This is a genomic window from Halorientalis brevis (genome assembly GCF_023077655.1).
The window spans coordinates 60,439-74,864 of sequence record NZ_JALLGV010000005.1 but is presented as its reverse complement, the minus strand read 5'-3'; the positions used below and the strand labels follow the sequence as shown (position 1 = coordinate 74,864).

11 protein-coding genes are annotated in these 14,426 nt (G+C 63.7%); 6 read left to right on the top strand and 5 right to left on the bottom strand.

What is annotated here, in order from left to right; genetic code table 11:
- Positions 1 to 12: 12 nt before the first annotated feature.
- Both gyrA and gyrB read right to left on the bottom strand, forming a co-directional pair.
- Positions 13 to 2,505, bottom strand: a complete 2,493-nt coding sequence (gyrA, locus tag MU553_RS12220) for a DNA gyrase subunit A (protein WP_247378266.1) — start codon at positions 2,503 to 2,505, stop codon at positions 13 to 15.
- Between the two features lie 3 nt (positions 2,506 to 2,508).
- Complete coding sequence (gyrB, locus tag MU553_RS12215) at positions 2,509 to 4,434, bottom strand: DNA topoisomerase (ATP-hydrolyzing) subunit B (RefSeq protein ID WP_247378263.1); 1,926 nt, start codon at positions 4,432 to 4,434, stop codon at positions 2,509 to 2,511.
- Positions 4,435 to 4,606: 172 nt separating this feature from the next.
- Here gyrB and MU553_RS12210 point away from each other — a divergent pair, with 172 nt between their 5' ends.
- From MU553_RS12210 to MU553_RS12200, 3 genes are all read left to right on the top strand, one after another.
- Positions 4,607 to 6,997 carry a DNA topoisomerase VI subunit B gene (locus MU553_RS12210; protein WP_247378261.1) on the top strand — a complete coding sequence of 797 codons (2,391 nt, stop codon included), beginning with the start codon at positions 4,607 to 4,609 and terminating at the stop codon, positions 6,995 to 6,997.
- Positions 6,998 to 6,999: 2 nt separating this feature from the next.
- Entirely contained in the window at positions 7,000 to 8,100 is a 1,101-nt protein-coding gene (locus MU553_RS12205) for a DNA topoisomerase IV subunit A (RefSeq protein ID WP_247378259.1), read from the top strand.
- Positions 8,101 to 8,219: 119 nt separating this feature from the next.
- A complete protein-coding gene (locus tag MU553_RS12200) occupies positions 8,220 to 8,399 on the top strand; it encodes a hypothetical protein (RefSeq protein WP_247378257.1) in 180 nt (59 codons plus the stop codon).
- Positions 8,400 to 8,427: 28 nt separating this feature from the next.
- On the opposite strand, the gene MU553_RS12195 is transcribed toward MU553_RS12200, so the two are convergent.
- Both MU553_RS12195 and ligA read right to left on the bottom strand, forming a co-directional pair.
- Positions 8,428 to 9,129 carry an MBL fold metallo-hydrolase gene (locus MU553_RS12195; RefSeq protein ID WP_247378254.1) on the bottom strand — a complete coding sequence of 234 codons (702 nt, stop codon included), beginning with the start codon at positions 9,127 to 9,129 and terminating at the stop codon, positions 8,428 to 8,430.
- Between the two features lie 115 nt (positions 9,130 to 9,244).
- The gene (gene ligA / locus MU553_RS12190) at positions 9,245 to 10,894 is read right to left on the bottom strand and encodes an ATP-dependent DNA ligase LigA (RefSeq protein WP_247378252.1); all 1,650 of its coding nucleotides are present in this window, start codon (positions 10,892 to 10,894) and stop codon (positions 9,245 to 9,247) included.
- A gap of 88 nt (positions 10,895 to 10,982) precedes the next feature.
- On the opposite strand from ligA, the gene MU553_RS12185 reads away from it, so the two are divergent.
- The gene (locus MU553_RS12185) at positions 10,983 to 12,812 is read left to right on the top strand and encodes an SLC13 family permease (RefSeq protein WP_247378250.1); all 1,830 of its coding nucleotides are present in this window, start codon (positions 10,983 to 10,985) and stop codon (positions 12,810 to 12,812) included.
- 90 nt (positions 12,813 to 12,902) lie between these two features.
- On the opposite strand, the gene MU553_RS12180 is transcribed toward MU553_RS12185, so the two are convergent.
- Complete coding sequence (locus MU553_RS12180; RefSeq protein ID WP_247378247.1) at positions 12,903 to 13,082, bottom strand: hypothetical protein; 180 nt, start codon at positions 13,080 to 13,082, stop codon at positions 12,903 to 12,905.
- A 325-nt stretch (positions 13,083 to 13,407) separates the two neighbouring features.
- Here MU553_RS12180 and MU553_RS12175 point away from each other — a divergent pair, with 325 nt between their 5' ends.
- Together MU553_RS12175 and MU553_RS12170 are read left to right on the top strand one after the other, a co-directional pair.
- Complete coding sequence (locus MU553_RS12175; RefSeq protein WP_247378245.1) at positions 13,408 to 13,773, top strand: DUF555 domain-containing protein; 366 nt, start codon at positions 13,408 to 13,410, stop codon at positions 13,771 to 13,773.
- A 57-nt stretch (positions 13,774 to 13,830) separates the two neighbouring features.
- The gene (locus tag MU553_RS12170) at positions 13,831 to 14,373 is read left to right on the top strand and encodes a CBS domain-containing protein (protein ID WP_247378243.1); all 543 of its coding nucleotides are present in this window, start codon (positions 13,831 to 13,833) and stop codon (positions 14,371 to 14,373) included.
- Positions 14,374 to 14,426: the final 53 nt, after the last annotated feature.

Genomic DNA, 14,426 nt, shown 5'->3' with positions numbered 1-14,426 from the left:
CGGTCGGTGTCGCTATTCCTCGTCGTCAGTCTCGGGTGCAGGCACGACGGTCACGCTCGCGACGCCGTCGTTGCCCTCCAGTTCCATGATGGTGACGCCCATCGTGTTCCGGCCGACGGTCGAGATTTCAGAGGCGCGGATGCGCATGATCTGCCCGTGCTCGCTCATGATGATGAGGTGATCCTCCTCGGTGACCGCTTTCACGGCCGTAACTGGGCCGTTTCGGCCCCCGGTCTTGATGTCGATGAGACCTTTCCCGTAGCGGGACTGACAGCGGTACTCGCTGAGCTTCGTCCGCTTGCCGTAGCCGTTCTGCGTGACTGTCAGCAGCGCACGCTCGTCGTGCTCGTCGGTCGCGACCAGGCCGGTGACGGCGTCACCCTCCTGCAGTTTGATCGCACCGACGCCGCGTGCGGTCCGGCCCATCTCGCGGGCCTCGTCCTCGTCGAAGCGGATCGTCATGCCGCCTTCGGTGGCGATGACGAGGTCCTGGTCCCCGGTGGTAACCTCCACGTCGACGAGTTCGTCACCGTCCTCCAGCGAGGCTGCGATGATCCCCGTCGAGCGGATGTTCTCGAACTCTGTCGTGCGCGTCCGCTTGACGTAGCCGTCGCGGGTGACCATCGTGAGACACTCGTCGGACTCGAAGTCGTCGGTGTTGACGACGGCCGTGATCTCCTCGCCGTCGTCGATGCCCTCGATGACGTTCCGGATGTGATTACCCCGGGCGGTCCGGCTCATCTCCGGGACCTGGTAGGTCTTCAGCCGGTAGACCTGCCCCTGGTTGGTGAAACAGAGCAGGTAATCGTGGCTATTGGCTCTGAACACCTTGTGGACGCGATCACCCTCTTTGGGGTCCGCGCCGATGATGCCTTTCCCGCCGCGACCCTGGGGGTCGAACTTGTCGACGGGCATCCGCTTGATGTAGTCGTCCTCGGTGATGACGACCACGCAGTCTTCCTCCGGGATGAGGTCCTCGTGAGTGACCTCGCCGGTGTCCTCGATGATCTTGGTCCGGCGCTCGTCGTCGTACTCGTCTTTGATCTCCGCGAGTTCGTCCTTGATGACGTCGAGCAGTTCCTGCTCGTCGCCGAGGATCTCCTCTAAGCGCTCGATCCGTTCCTGAACTTCCTCGTACTCCGTCTCGATCTCCTCGACCTCTGCGGAGGTGAGACTGCCGAGCTGGATCCGCACGATGTGGTCGGCCTGGTCCTCAGAGAAGTCGAACTCGGACTTGAGTGCCTCCTTGGCGGACCCCCGGTCCTCGGCGTCCTGAATGAGTTCGATCACGTCGTCCGTGTTTTCGACGGCGGTGAGCCGCCCTTCGAGGATGTGGGCGCGGTCCTCGGCCTCGTCGAGTTCGAACTGGCTGCGACGCCGGACGACTTCCTTGCGGTGGTCGACGTACTCCGCTAAGGTCTCCTTGAGCGTCAGCACGCGGGGCTGCCCGTCGACCAGCGAGAGGTTGATGACGCCGAACGTCGATTCGAGGTGGTGTTCCAGCAGCTGGTTCTCCACGACGTCCACGTTCGCACCGCGCTTGAGTTCGACGACGATGCGGACGCCGTCGCGGTCGGACTCGTCCCGAAGGTCGCTGATACCCTCGATTTTCCCCTCGTTGACGTCCTCGGCGATCCGCTCGACCATCCGGGCCTTGTTCTCCTGATACGGGAGTTCCGTGATGACGATGCGGCCGTCCTCGTCGTCGACCTCGTACTCGGCGCGGACCGTGATGCGACCGCGACCGGTCTTGTACGCCTTGTGGACGTCGTTCCGGCCGACGATGTTCGCGCCCGTCGGGAAGTCGGGGCCCTTGATCGGTCCGGGGCTCTCCTCCAAGTGGAGCAGGTCCTCGACCGAACAGTCCGGATTGTCGATGAGGTGGATCGTGGCGTCGATGACCTCACCGAGGTTGTGCGGGGGAATCTTCGTCGACATCCCCACGGCGATCCCGGTCGAGCCGTTGACCAGGAGGTTCGGGTACGCCGCCGGGAGGACCTCCGGTTCGGTCAGCCGGTCGTCGTAGTTGGGCTGGAAGTCGACGGTGTCCTTCTCGATGTCCGCCAGCAGTTCCTCCGAGATGGAACTCATCCGGGCCTCGGTGTACCGCATGGCCGCGGCGGGGTCGCCGTCCATCGACCCGAAGTTCCCCTGGCCGTCGACGAGCGGGTAGCGCATCCCGAAGTCCTGGGCCATGCCCACGAGCGTGTCGTAGATGGCCTGGTCGCCGTGGGGGTGGTAGTCACCCATCGTCTCGCCCACCACGGACGAGGACTTGCGGTGACTGCTCCCCGAGGAGACGCCCATCTCGTGCATCGCGTAGAGGATGCGCCGGTGAACGGGCTTTAGCCCGTCACGGACGTCCGGGAGTGCGCGGCCCGCGATGACGGACATCGCGTAGTCGATGTAACTCTGCTCCATCTCGTCTTCGACGCGTACCCGTTCGACGTTCGCAGCGGGCACGGTCGGTTGGTCTTCTGGACCGTCTGGTATGTCTGAACTCATCGTTTAGATGTCGACCCACTCGGCTTCCGGCGAGTGTTCCTTGATGAACTGTTTGCGCGGCCCCACTGCGTCTCCCATCAGCACCGAGAACATCTTGTCCGCCGCGGCGGCGTCCTCGATGGTGATCTGCTTCAGATGGCGGTTCTCGGGGTTCATCGTCGTCTCCCAGAGTTGCTCGGGGTTCATCTCGCCGAGCCCCTTGAACCGCTGGACCTGGGTCGGGTTCCCGTCGCATTTCTCGGCGACGATCTGTTCGCGCTCCTGCTCGGTCATCGCGTCGTACGTATTGCCGCGATAGCGGATGCGGTACAGCGGCGGTTGCGTCGCGTACACGTAGCCCGCCTCGATGAGCGGCTTCATGTGGCGGTAGAACAGGGTCAGGAGGAGCGTCCGGATGTGCGCCCCGTCGACGTCGGCGTCGGTCATGATGAGGATGCGTTCGTACCGCGCGTCCTCGATGTCGAACTCGTCGCCGATGCCCGTCCCGATCGCCGTGATCATGCTGCGGATCTCGTCGTTCTCCAGAATCCGGTCGAGGCGGTGTCGCTCGACGTTCAGGATCTTCCCGCCCAGCGGGAGGATCGCCTGGAACTCCGGATTGCGGCCCTGTTTCGCGCTGCCGCCTGCGGAGTCACCCTCAACGATGAACAGCTCCGACTCGGTCGGGTCTTTGGTCTGACAGTCGGCGAGTTTGCCGGGGAGCGCCGTCGATTCCAGCGCGTTCTTCCGTCGGGTGAGCTCTTCGGCCTTCTTGGCTGCTTTGCGGGCCTTTGCGGCCTCGACGGCCTTCGAGATGATCGCCTTGGCCACGTCGGGGTGCTCCTCGAAGTGCGTCGCCAACTTCTCGTGGACGGCGCTCTCGACGATCCCCCGAACTTCGCTGTTCCCGAGTTTCGTCTTCGTCTGGCCCTCGAACTGCGGATCGGGGTGTTTGACCGAGATGACGGCCGTTAGTCCCTCGCGGATGTCGTCGCCCTTGAGGTTCGAGTCGAGGTCGCCGAGCATGCCGTGCTCGTTCGCGTAGTCGTTGATCACCCTGGTGAGGGAGGTCTTGAACCCGGTGAGGTGGCTCCCGCCCTCGCGGGTGTTGATGTTGTTGGCGAACGCGTGGATCGAGCCCTGAAGTTCGTCGGTGGCCTGCATCGCCACCTCCAGGTGGACGGTCCCCTCGTCGATGTCGCCCTCGTCCTCGAAGTAGATGACGTCTTCGTGAAGGGGGTTTTTCGTCTCGTTCAGGTACTCGACGAACTCGCGAATGCCGCCCTCGTAGAGGAAAGTCGCCTCCTCGCCGTCGCGCTCGTCGCGGAGCGTGATCTCGACGCCGGAGTTGAGGAAGGCCAGTTCGCGAAGCCGACTTTCGAGCGTCGAGAACTCGAACTCGTCGGTCTCGAAGATCTCGTCGTCTGGCCAAAAGCGGATGGTCGTCCCGGTCTCCTCGTCGGGTTCCATCTCGCGCGCCTCGCGAAGGTCGTACTCGGGTTCGCCGTGGTCGTAGCGCTGCTCCCAGACCGTCCCGTCGCGCTTGACCTCTGCTTCGAGCCACTTCGAGAGGCCGTTGACGACCGACACGCCGACGCCGTGGAGACCACCAGAGACCTGGTAGGACTTGTTGTCGAACTTCCCACCGGCGTGGAGGATCGTCATGATGACTTCCAGTGCCGGTTTGTCGTGTTCCTCGTGGGTGTCGACGGGAATCCCTCGTCCGTCGTCGCTGACGCTCACCGAGTTGTCCTCGTGGATCGTGACCTCGATCGAATCACAGTATCCAGCGAGCGCTTCGTCGATGGAGTTGTCAACGACTTCGTAGACGAGATGATGGAGTCCGCGAGAGTCAGTCGAGCCGATGTACATCGCAGGCCGCTTTCGGACGGCCTCCAGCCCTTCTAAGACCTGTATCTGCCTGGCTCCGTATTCAGGCTCCTTAGACATGAAATCTATAGCGTCGTAGGGTACGGGGCTTGATAAAACTCCCGCACGCTCGCGCGCGCGAGCCGTGCTTTGGTACTGTTTAGCACACTCTCGGCCACTCTCCGGTCGAGTTTCACTTTCACCCCGGCAGCGTACAACATTTAACCCCTCCGGGGGTACAAACAGCCAGAAGATGACCTCGTACCAATCGACGCTCGCCGAGGGAGAGGGGATCGCCGAGGAGTTGGCAGAGTCTCAGCGGTCCATCTCCATCGCCGAGTTCTTCGAGAAGAACCGCCAGATGCTCGGGTTCGACTCGGGCGCCCGGGCGCTGGTGACGGCCGTCAAGGAAGCCGTAGACAACGCACTGGACGCCTGCGAAGAGTCCGGTATTCTCCCCGATATCTACGTCGAAATTCAGGAAGCCGGCGACTACTACCGGCTCATCGTCGAGGACAACGGGCCCGGCATCACCAAAGAGCAGATCCCCAAGATCTTCGGGAAACTGCTCTACGGGTCTCGCTTCCACGCCAGAGAACAGAGCCGCGGGCAGCAGGGGATCGGGATCTCCGCTGCCGTCCTCTACTCGCAACTGACCAGCGGGAAACCTGCGAAGGTCACCAGCCGGACCCAGCGCGGTGCAGACGCCAAGTACTTCGAACTCACCATCGACACGGACAGCAACGAACCCGAGATCGAAGTCGAAGACACCACGTCGTGGGACCGCCCGCACGGGACGCGCATCGAAGTCGAGATGGAGGCGAACATGCGCGCTCGCCAGCAGCTCCACGACTACGTCAAGCACACGGCGGTCGTCAACCCGCACGCGCGCCTCGAACTGCGCGAGCCCAAGGAACACATGAAATACGAGCGGGCGACCGACCAGCTCCCGGCCGAAACCGAGGAGATTCGCCCGCACCCACACGGCGTCGAACTGGGGACCCTCCAGAAGATGCTCGACGCCACTGATTCTTACTCCGCGTCGGGGTTCCTCCAGGAAGAGTTCACTCGCGTCGGCGGGAAGACGTCGGCGTCGATCATCGACAACTTCCGCGACCATCACTTCGGTCGCGAGATGGCCTGGAACGCCCCGCGCGAGCATGAGGACGGTGATGTTGCTCCCGCCGTCGAGGACGCCGTCGCCAACAAAGGGCAGGAGGCCACCAGCGAGTTCGCCCAGTCGATCGCCGACGCAGTCCAGGAGCGCGAACTCATCGCGCACCACCAACTGGTCGAGGTCGTCGCCAACTTCGCAGAGACCGTCGGCGAGGACCACGACACGACGTTCGGCGACACGGTCCAGGAGAACGCCGTCGAAGCGGCCTGGGCCGAGATCACGGCCGAGCGAACGGCCGACGTGTATCAGCTCGTCGACCGAGCGACGACAGACCGGAAGGACGACGCCCACGTACAGGGGCTCGCCGAGCGCATCGCCGCGAAGTTCGAGAACCGCGACGACGACGTCCGCGACCGGGTGACGCGCAAACAACTCGAACAGTACGTCGACAAATCAGCCGACGACACCGAGGAGTACGACGACGCGACGTTCGGGGAGAAGGCGCGCGGAAAGGTCACCGACGCGCTCTGGGAGCGGATGCGGACCGTCCCCGACGACGTCCCCAAGATCAAGGAGATCGCCGAGGATCGGGACATGGCGAGCGAACTCCACGAGGCGATGCGCGCGGCCGACATCATCGCGCCGCCGACCGACTGTCTCTCGCCGATCACCGACGACCTCGTCTTGGAAGGGCTCAAGAAGGTGTTCGACGCGGACTTCTACTCGTCGACGACGCGCGACGCGTCGGTCCACGGCGGCGATCCGTTCATCGTCGAAGCCGGGATCGCCTACGGCGGCGAACTCGAAGAAGGCGGCAAGACGGACGTGATGCGATTCGCGAACCGGGTCCCGCTCGTCTACCAGCGCGGCGCCTGTGCCATCACCGACGTGGTCAAGACGATCAACTGGCGCAACTACAAACTCGACCAGCCCGGCGGCAGCGGGATTCCGAACGGGCCGGCCGTCATCATGGTTCACGTCGCGTCGACGAACGTGCCCTTCACCAGCGAGTCCAAGGACGCGGTGGCGAACGTTCCCGAAATCGAAGACGAGATCGAGCGGGCGATCCGCGACTCGGCACGCGACCTGAAGTCCTACCTCAAGAAGCGGCGGTCGATGGAGAAGCGCCGGCGCAAGCAGGACAAACTCGCGACGATCCTCCCGGCGATGGCCGAGAAGCTGGAGGGCGTGACCGGCAAGGGCGAGTTGAACATCGACGACACGCTGGCTCGCATCATGAACAACGTCCTCGTCGAGCGGGAACGCGCCGACGACGTGGTGCGACTGGTCATCGAGAACAACGACTCCACGAACGCGAGCCTGGAGATCACCGACATCGTCACGGAAGATCCGGGCGAGATCGAGGGCGCCGAGGTCGTCGAGATGGACGGCGAGTGGTTCGTGAAGTGGTCGCCGACGGTGAAAGCCGGTGAAGAAGCGACCATCGAGTACAACGTCAACGGCGAGGCCACGTTCGACATCCAGGTCGAGGGAATCGAGGACGAGAAACTGACGATCGACGCATAACAATGAGTACGGATTCACCACAAGCGGAAGGCGACGCCCGCGAGCGACTGATCGATCTCGCGGCACAGTTCTACGACCAGTTCGACCACGGCGACGTCCCGACGATGTCGATCCCGACGCGGACGAAGAGCAACATCGTCTTCGACGACGAGAAGGGCGTCTGGGTGTACGGCGACCGTCACAGTACTCGGAGTGCAAAGACCGTAAGCGGTGCCCAGAAGCTGTTGAAGGCGATCTATACGATCGACTTCCTCGCCCAGCAGCTCGACGAAGACCGTTCGTCCACCCTGCGTGAGCTGTACTACCTGAGCGAGTCCTTCGACGAGAAAGACGCCCAGTTCAACTCCCAGGACGAGTCCAACCAGCTCATCGAGGACCTGGAAATCGTCTCGGAGGTGCGCCGCGAGGAGTTCCACATGCGACCGGAGGAATCCGGCGCGACTATCATGGGGCCGCTCCGGATCCGCGAGCAGACCCGGCGGGGCGAACGCGAGATCCACTGTCAGGAGGACGTCGGGGAGGGCGGATACCAGATTCCGAACAACCCGGACACCATCGAGTTCCTCGACAACGACGCGGACTTCGTCCTGTGCGTGGAGACCGGTGGTATGCGCGACCGACTCGTCGAGAACGGGTTCGACGAGGAGTACAACGCCATCATCGTTCACCTGAAAGGCCAGCCGGCGCGCGCCACTCGCCGGATCACGAAGCGGCTCCACGACGAACTGGGCCTGCCGGTGACTGTCTTCACTGACGGCGACCCGTGGTCGTACCGCATCTTCGGGTCGGTCGCGTACGGCTCGATCAAATCCGCACACCTCTCGGAGTACCTCGCGACCCCGGAAGCACAGTACATCGGCATCCAGCCGGAGGACATCGTCGACTACGACCTGCCGACGGACCCGCTCAGCGATTCGGACGTCAACGCCCTGGAGTCCGAACTCGAAGACCCGCGCTTTACCTCCGACTACTGGAAAGAGCAGATCGAACTCCAGCTCGACATCGAGAAGAAGGCAGAACAGCAGTCGCTCGCAGCACGCGGCCTGGACTTCGTGACGGACACCTACCTCCCCGAGCGACTCGACGAGATGGGCGTCATCTGATCGGGCTCTGAGCGTCACCTGTTCTGCAGTACGTTACTCCGGCAACGAGAACTGGCGGTAGTGCCCGGGAGCAGAGAGTTGCTTCTGACTTTTATCCCCCTTCGGATCGACTTGAGAGTATGGCACATACGCCAGAGCATCCGCGGACGTACGTCTGCACCGACTGCCAGGTCGTCCACGCCGGAACGGTGACGGGACGCGAGGCCGGAGACCATCACTACGAGGCACCCGCCGAGTGTGGGGCCTGTGGCAGCAACGAGTTCGTCGAGGCCGACAACTGGCCGCACCACCGAGAATAGATCGCCGACCAACGAGAACGCAGGTCGGTTACGACTCGTCCAGTTCGACGTGGACGCCTCGCTGTTCGAGGTCAGCAGCGAAGGCCGCTGCATCGACCGCGATCTCGTCGAAGGTGTCGTAGTGGATCGGAACGACGAGGTCCGGGTCGAGGTTTTCGGCGAGGTCGGCAGCCTCGTGGCGATCCATCGTGAACGTCCCGCCGATCGGCGGGAGGAAAACCGAGACGTCGAGTTCGGCGTGGCCCTCGAGGACGTCGGTGTCGCCGGGCCAGCAGACCCGCTCACCGTCGACGTGGACGATGAAACCACAGCCTCGCCCTTTCGGGTGGTACGGCTCACCGTTTTCGTCCACGTGCGGACCGTCTGGCTGGTTGTACGCGGCCAGCGTCCGGAGGATGATCCCTGCCTCGACGGTGTCGGTCTCGTCGTCGACGCGTTTGACCTCGAAGGGGAGGTCGCGGACCGGAGTGACGTCCCTGTCCGTCTCGCTGTGGTGGACGGCTTCGTGGACGACGACGGTCGCGTCGTCGTTCGCGACCCGCTCGATGCCGTCCGGATCGTAGTGGTGGACGTGACTGACGCATACGAGGTCGCCGTCCCGTGTGTCGTAGTCGTCGAGCACGCCGTACCGTCCGGGATCGAAGTAGACGACCGTTCCGTCCGACGATTCGATCCGAACTGTCGCCAACCCGGACCACTCGATGGAGAGTGTCCCGTGGTCTACGGTCATGGACGACAGTAGGTCGAGACCACGAAAAACCGCTGTCGATCCAGTCGCACGCACAATTCCGATTTCGAGGGGTCGTCCCGGCGGGATGTTGTCCCTCACCGACGCGGAGTCTGACCTACTGGTCCTCGACGAGGCGCTCGACGCGGGCTTTCGTATCGGCGTCTTCGGGGTTCTTGTCGTCGCGCACGCCGAGGAATCGCGGGAACCGGAGCGCCCAGCCCGATTCGTACGTCGGCGACGCCTGAATCTCCTCGTATCCGACCTCGAACACCACGGCGGGATCGATCTCGACGTCTTTGCCGTCTTCGGTCAGCACGTGTGGTTCCAGCAAGTCGGTCAACTCCGCGAGTTCCTCGTCGGTGATGCCCGTGGCGACTTTGCCGATCGGCTCGAACTCCTCGCCCGCGCGAACCGAGAGCATGAACGTTCCGAGGAACTCCGCGCGCCGTCCTTCGCCCCACTCCGCGCCAGTGACGACCAGGTCGAGCGTCTCGACGTCCGGCTTGCGCTTGAGCCAGTTCTGCCCGCGCCGCCCGGGCGAGTACGTCGACTCGGGGTTCTTGAGCATGATTCCTTCGTGCCCCGCGTCGAGGGCCTGGGATTCGACCTCGGCGATCTCGTCGGGGTCGTCGGTGATCCACAGTCCCGCGACGCCGTCGTCCAGGACCTCGACCAATCGCTCGTGGCGAGCCGGCAGTGCGACGTCCAGCAGGTCGTCGCCGTCGGCGTGGAGGCAGTCGAACGCTTCCAGTTCGACCGCGACTTCCTCGCGCGCCTTCGCGACGTCGTGTTTCCGGCGGAAGCGACGGAGAATCTCCTGGAACGGGAGCGGGTCACCCTCGTCGTCGACCGCGACGACCTCGCCGTCGAGGATCGCCGGGGCGGTCAGGTTGGCCTCGACGAACTCGACGACTTCCGGCAGCGCGTCGGTCACGTCCTCCATGTTCCGGGAGAACAGCGACACGTCGTCGCCGTCGTAGTGCACCTGGATTCGCGCGCCGTCGAACTTCCAGGAGACCGCGGCTTCGTCCCACGCCTCGAGCGCATCGGTGACGGTCCCGGCCTGAGCGAGCATCGCCTGCACGGGTCGTCCGGTCTCCAGGTAGAGCGAATCCAGCCCGTCCTCGCCCTCGTCGCGGGCGACTTCAGCAACGAGGCCGTAGTCGTTCGAGACCTGAAGGGCACGCTCGACGGACGCGACCGGGACGTCGAAGGCGTCGCCGATCGCGTCCCTGACCGTTCCCTCGCCGACGCCGATGCGCATCTCCGAGAGGACGAGTCTGGCGAGATACCTGGCCTCGTCGGGATCGGCTCTGTTGAACAGTCCGAAGAGGATGTCGAGTTTCGTGTCCTGACTGCCGCTGCCTTCGACGGCTGCGAGCGTTCGCAACTCCTCGTCGACTTCGCTGACCGTCAGGCCGTCCGCCCCGCCGCCGGTGAACGCGCCAAGTCCCTGCTGGCCACCGAACTCGTAACTCGCAGCGACCTCGCCGATCTCGCCGACCTCGGCCAGTCGGTCCTCGACGTCGTCTGCCGAGACGTTCTTGCCGGCGGCGCGGGCGATGGCTTCGTAACAGAGCCGCGGGCCGATGTCGAGCGTCGTCGAGTCGTGGGCTGGGAACACACGCCCCTGAAGGAATCGGGCGATCGTCGCGAGGTCGTCGTCGGCTCGTTCGAACAACTCCGTGACCAGGGCGACGATCTCCAAGTCCGCAGGCTCGGCTTCGATTTCCCCGGCGTGGTCGGCGAACGCGGCAAACTCCATCGACCGTCCGTAGCCACGTCCCGGAGTTAAATCGCCCGGAGCCGTCCGAGCGCATCAGGTATAAGTCAGGTCAGCGAGTCGAACGGACATGGCACCACCGGTCACGGCGGGGATGCTCGTCGTGTTCGCGCTCGTCGTCGCAACCATCGTACTGTTCGTGACCGAAGTGGTTTCGCCGGACACGACGGCACTCGCGGTCATCGTCGCGTTGGCCGTCCTGGAACCCTGGACGCAGATGACTCCGACGGCGGCTATCTCGGGGTTGGCCAACCCGGCGACGGTGACGATCCTGGCCATGTTCGTTCTCAGTGCGGGCGTTCAGGAGACCGGACTCGTGCAGGTGCTCGGGGCGAAAGTCGCTCGGGTCACTCGCGGTGACCCCGACAGCGTGCTCGGCGCGACCGTCGGGCTCACGGGACCGATCGCCGGCTTCGTCAACAACACGCCCGTCGTCGCTGTGTTCATTCCGATGATCACGGATCTCGCCGACGAAAGCTACGTCTCGCCGTCGAAGTTGCTGATGCCGCTGTCCTACGCGGCGATGCTTGGGGGCACGCTCACGCTCGTCGGGACGTCCACGAACCTCGTCGCCAGCGACCTCTCGCGAGAGCTGCTCGACCACCCGTTCTCGATGTTCGAGTTCACGCATCTCGGTGCCGTCGTCCTCTCGTTCGGGGTCATCTACCTCGTGACGGTCGGTCAGTGGCTCCTGCCCGAGCGGATTCACCCGGCGGACCTCATAGAGGAGTTCGGCCTCGGCGATCACGTCACGCGCGTGTACGTCAGAGGGTCCTCGCCGCTAGTCGGCCTGCCCGTCGCGGCGGCGATGGCCGAACGCGACGTCCCGGTCGACGTCGTCCAGATCGTCCGTGGGGACGAGACGTTCCTGGCGGCCGGCAGTGAACGCGAAATCCGTGCTGGTGACGTCTTGACCGTCCGCGGCTCGCGGGAGCAACTCGACGCGTTCGTCGCTGCCGACTCGCTCCGGCGCCTGCCCGCAGCGGGCGTCACCGAGCAGGAACTCTCACAGCAATCCGGCGGTGGCACGGTCGTCGAAGCCGTGCTTCCCGCGAGTTCACCCCTCGTGGGGGAATCAGTCGGGAGCGCGAAACTCAGAGCAGTGTACGGTGCGACCGTGCTGGCGATCAGGCAGGGAAGTGACGTTCACCGTGAGGACCTGACCACAGTGTCACTTGCGGAGGGCGACGCCCTCCTGATCCACGCCAGCACGTCCGCGATCCAGGCCCTCGAAGAGACGGGGGTAATTCTGGTCTCAGAATCGGCCGTTGGGTATCAGTCGCACCTCGACGAACCGCCGATGCTGGACCGCTCGGAGGCGGGGTTAGCGGTCGGGATCGTCGGTGCAGTGATCGCCGTCGCAGCGCTCGGCCTCTCTCCCATCGTCATCGCCGCGCTCGGCGGGGTCGTCGCGATGCTGGTGACTGACCTCCTCGACCCGGCGGACGCCTACGACGCGGTCAGCTGGGACGTCATCTTCCTGTTGGCGGGCGTGATCCCGCTCGGCATCGCCTTACAGGAGACCGGCGGGGCCGCGCTCCTGGCGTCGCTCATCGTGGAACAGGCAGACCTGCTGCCGCCGCTGGCTGTACTGGCGTTGTTCTACGTGCTCACGGGCTTGCTTGCTAACGTCATCACCCCGGTCGCGAGCGTGGTACTGCTGTTGCCGATCGCTGTCAGTACGGCCACGCGGATCGGTGCGGAGCCGTTCGCCTTCGTTCTGGGCGTCACCTTCGCCGCTTCGACGGCGTTCATGACCCCGGTTGGCTATCAGACCAACCTCATGGTGTACAGTCCCGGCGGCTACCGATTTACCGACTACGTCCGGGTCGGCGCCCCGCTCCAGTTGCTCCTGTCCGTCGTCACACCGGTGTTCATCTGGCTGTTCTGGGGTCTCTGAGAACGACGTACAACGGGTCGTCGAACCCGTAGCGGTTATCGGTTTTTACGTCCGCTGCGGTGACAGCGTAGCGCAGAGAAGAGCGGAGACTTAGGCGGAGTTAGGGGATGCGTCCTCGTAGGCGTCGGCCAGTCGTGCGACCATTCGGTGAATCGGGAGTGTGACTCCGAACTGACGCATGACGAGCGCCACCGGGAGCATCACGATGCCCAGCATCAGGGTAAGCTGGTACGCTGCGAACAACGCACTTCGGTACAGGCGGTTTTCCATTGTCCTCGCCGGTGATGGGGTGATTGGGTTATATAAACCTTCCCGTATTGTAGGTTTTATAACGTTCTTTCATCGGGTTCTATAGCGCCCCCGTCCTGCGGTTCAACCTCAGTTGTCTCGTGCACAACCGGGACGGGGTAGCAGGTGGAAAATTCGGTAACGGCCAGATAATCTCCGTGGGTAGAAGCCATAAGTTATGAGCATTATTGGAGTCTCGTGCGCATCGAATCCGCCGGTGAGAGGCCGTCTCGGAGAGAATCCTTCTTCGAACAGCGGTCGGAGTCAAATCATAAAGCACGAGAGGGAGTAGGACACAGAGAAAGACATGAACTATCTGGTAGCGATGGAAGCCGCGTGGTTGGTCCGTGACGTCGAAGACATCGACGACGCAATCGGCGTCGCCGTCAGCGAGGCCGGAAAGCGTCTCAACGACAAGGACATGGACTACGTCGAGGTGGAAGTCGGTGCGACTGGTTGCCCCGCGTGCGGAGAGCCGTTCGATTCCGCTTTCATCGCCGCTGACACGGCACTCGTCGGACTCGTGCTGGAGATGAAGGTGTTCAACGCTGAGAACAAGGAACACGCCCAGCGGATCGCGAAAAGCGAAATCGGCGGTGCGCTCCGGGACGTGCCGCTCAAAGTCGTCGAGACCGTCGAGTTCGCCGAGGAAGAGGCCGAAGCAGACGCTTAATCACTCCCCGGACTCGACTGGGGAAGTTTTTTACATTACCACTGGTTATCCGGCGGTATGGAACTGCCGACGCCAGCGGATCTGCGGGAACGCCGCAACGAGCTCGACCTCACGCAGAGCGAGCTCGCCGAGCAGGCTGACGTGTCACAGCCACTTATCGCGCGCATCGAGGGCGGTGACGTCGATCCGCGGCTCTCGACGCTCCGGCGGATCGTGAACGCGCTGGAAGAAGCCGAAGGCGGGATTCTCCGCGCAGAAGACCTGATGCACAGCCCTGTCTACGGGATCGAGCCCGACGACAGCATCAAGTTCGCTATCGAGACGATGAACCAGGAAGGGTACTCGCAGTTGCCAGTCATTCGTGACGAGTACCCGGTCGGCATCGTCAGTCTCAGTGACGTCCGCCACGTGGACGACGAAGACCCCGGGGAACTCCCTATTGCGGACGTGATGCGTGAGAGCATCACGACGGTGACGCGGGAGACGACCGTCGACGAGGTCGACACTCACCTCGACCATCACGACGCCGTCATCGTCATCGAGAACGGTGAGATGATCGGGATCATCACCGACGCGGACATCGCTGCGCACATGTCGTAGCGCATCTCGTCGACCTCCTTCGGTTTCTTCGCAGAAAAGAGAACGTCGTCGGT

Coding starts and splice junctions, on each gene's coding strand:
- MU553_RS12210 (WP_247378261.1), top strand. CDS start 4,607: ATGACCTCGTACCAATCGACGCTCGCCGAGGGAGAGGGGATCGCCGAG.
- gyrA (WP_247378266.1), bottom strand. CDS start 2,505: ATGAGTTCAGACATACCAGACGGTCCAGAAGACCAACCGACCGTGCCC.
- MU553_RS12175 (WP_247378245.1), top strand. CDS start 13,408: ATGAACTATCTGGTAGCGATGGAAGCCGCGTGGTTGGTCCGTGACGTC.
- MU553_RS12205 (WP_247378259.1), top strand. CDS start 7,000: ATGAGTACGGATTCACCACAAGCGGAAGGCGACGCCCGCGAGCGACTG.
- gyrB (WP_247378263.1), bottom strand. CDS start 4,434: ATGTCTAAGGAGCCTGAATACGGAGCCAGGCAGATACAGGTCTTAGAA.
- MU553_RS12185 (WP_247378250.1), top strand. CDS start 10,983: ATGGCACCACCGGTCACGGCGGGGATGCTCGTCGTGTTCGCGCTCGTC.
- ligA (WP_247378252.1), bottom strand. CDS start 10,894: ATGGAGTTTGCCGCGTTCGCCGACCACGCCGGGGAAATCGAAGCCGAG.
- MU553_RS12195 (WP_247378254.1), bottom strand. CDS start 9,129: ATGACCGTAGACCACGGGACACTCTCCATCGAGTGGTCCGGGTTGGCG.
- MU553_RS12180 (WP_247378247.1), bottom strand. CDS start 13,082: ATGGAAAACCGCCTGTACCGAAGTGCGTTGTTCGCAGCGTACCAGCTT.
- MU553_RS12170 (WP_247378243.1), top strand. CDS start 13,831: ATGGAACTGCCGACGCCAGCGGATCTGCGGGAACGCCGCAACGAGCTC.
- MU553_RS12200 (WP_247378257.1), top strand. CDS start 8,220: ATGGCACATACGCCAGAGCATCCGCGGACGTACGTCTGCACCGACTGC.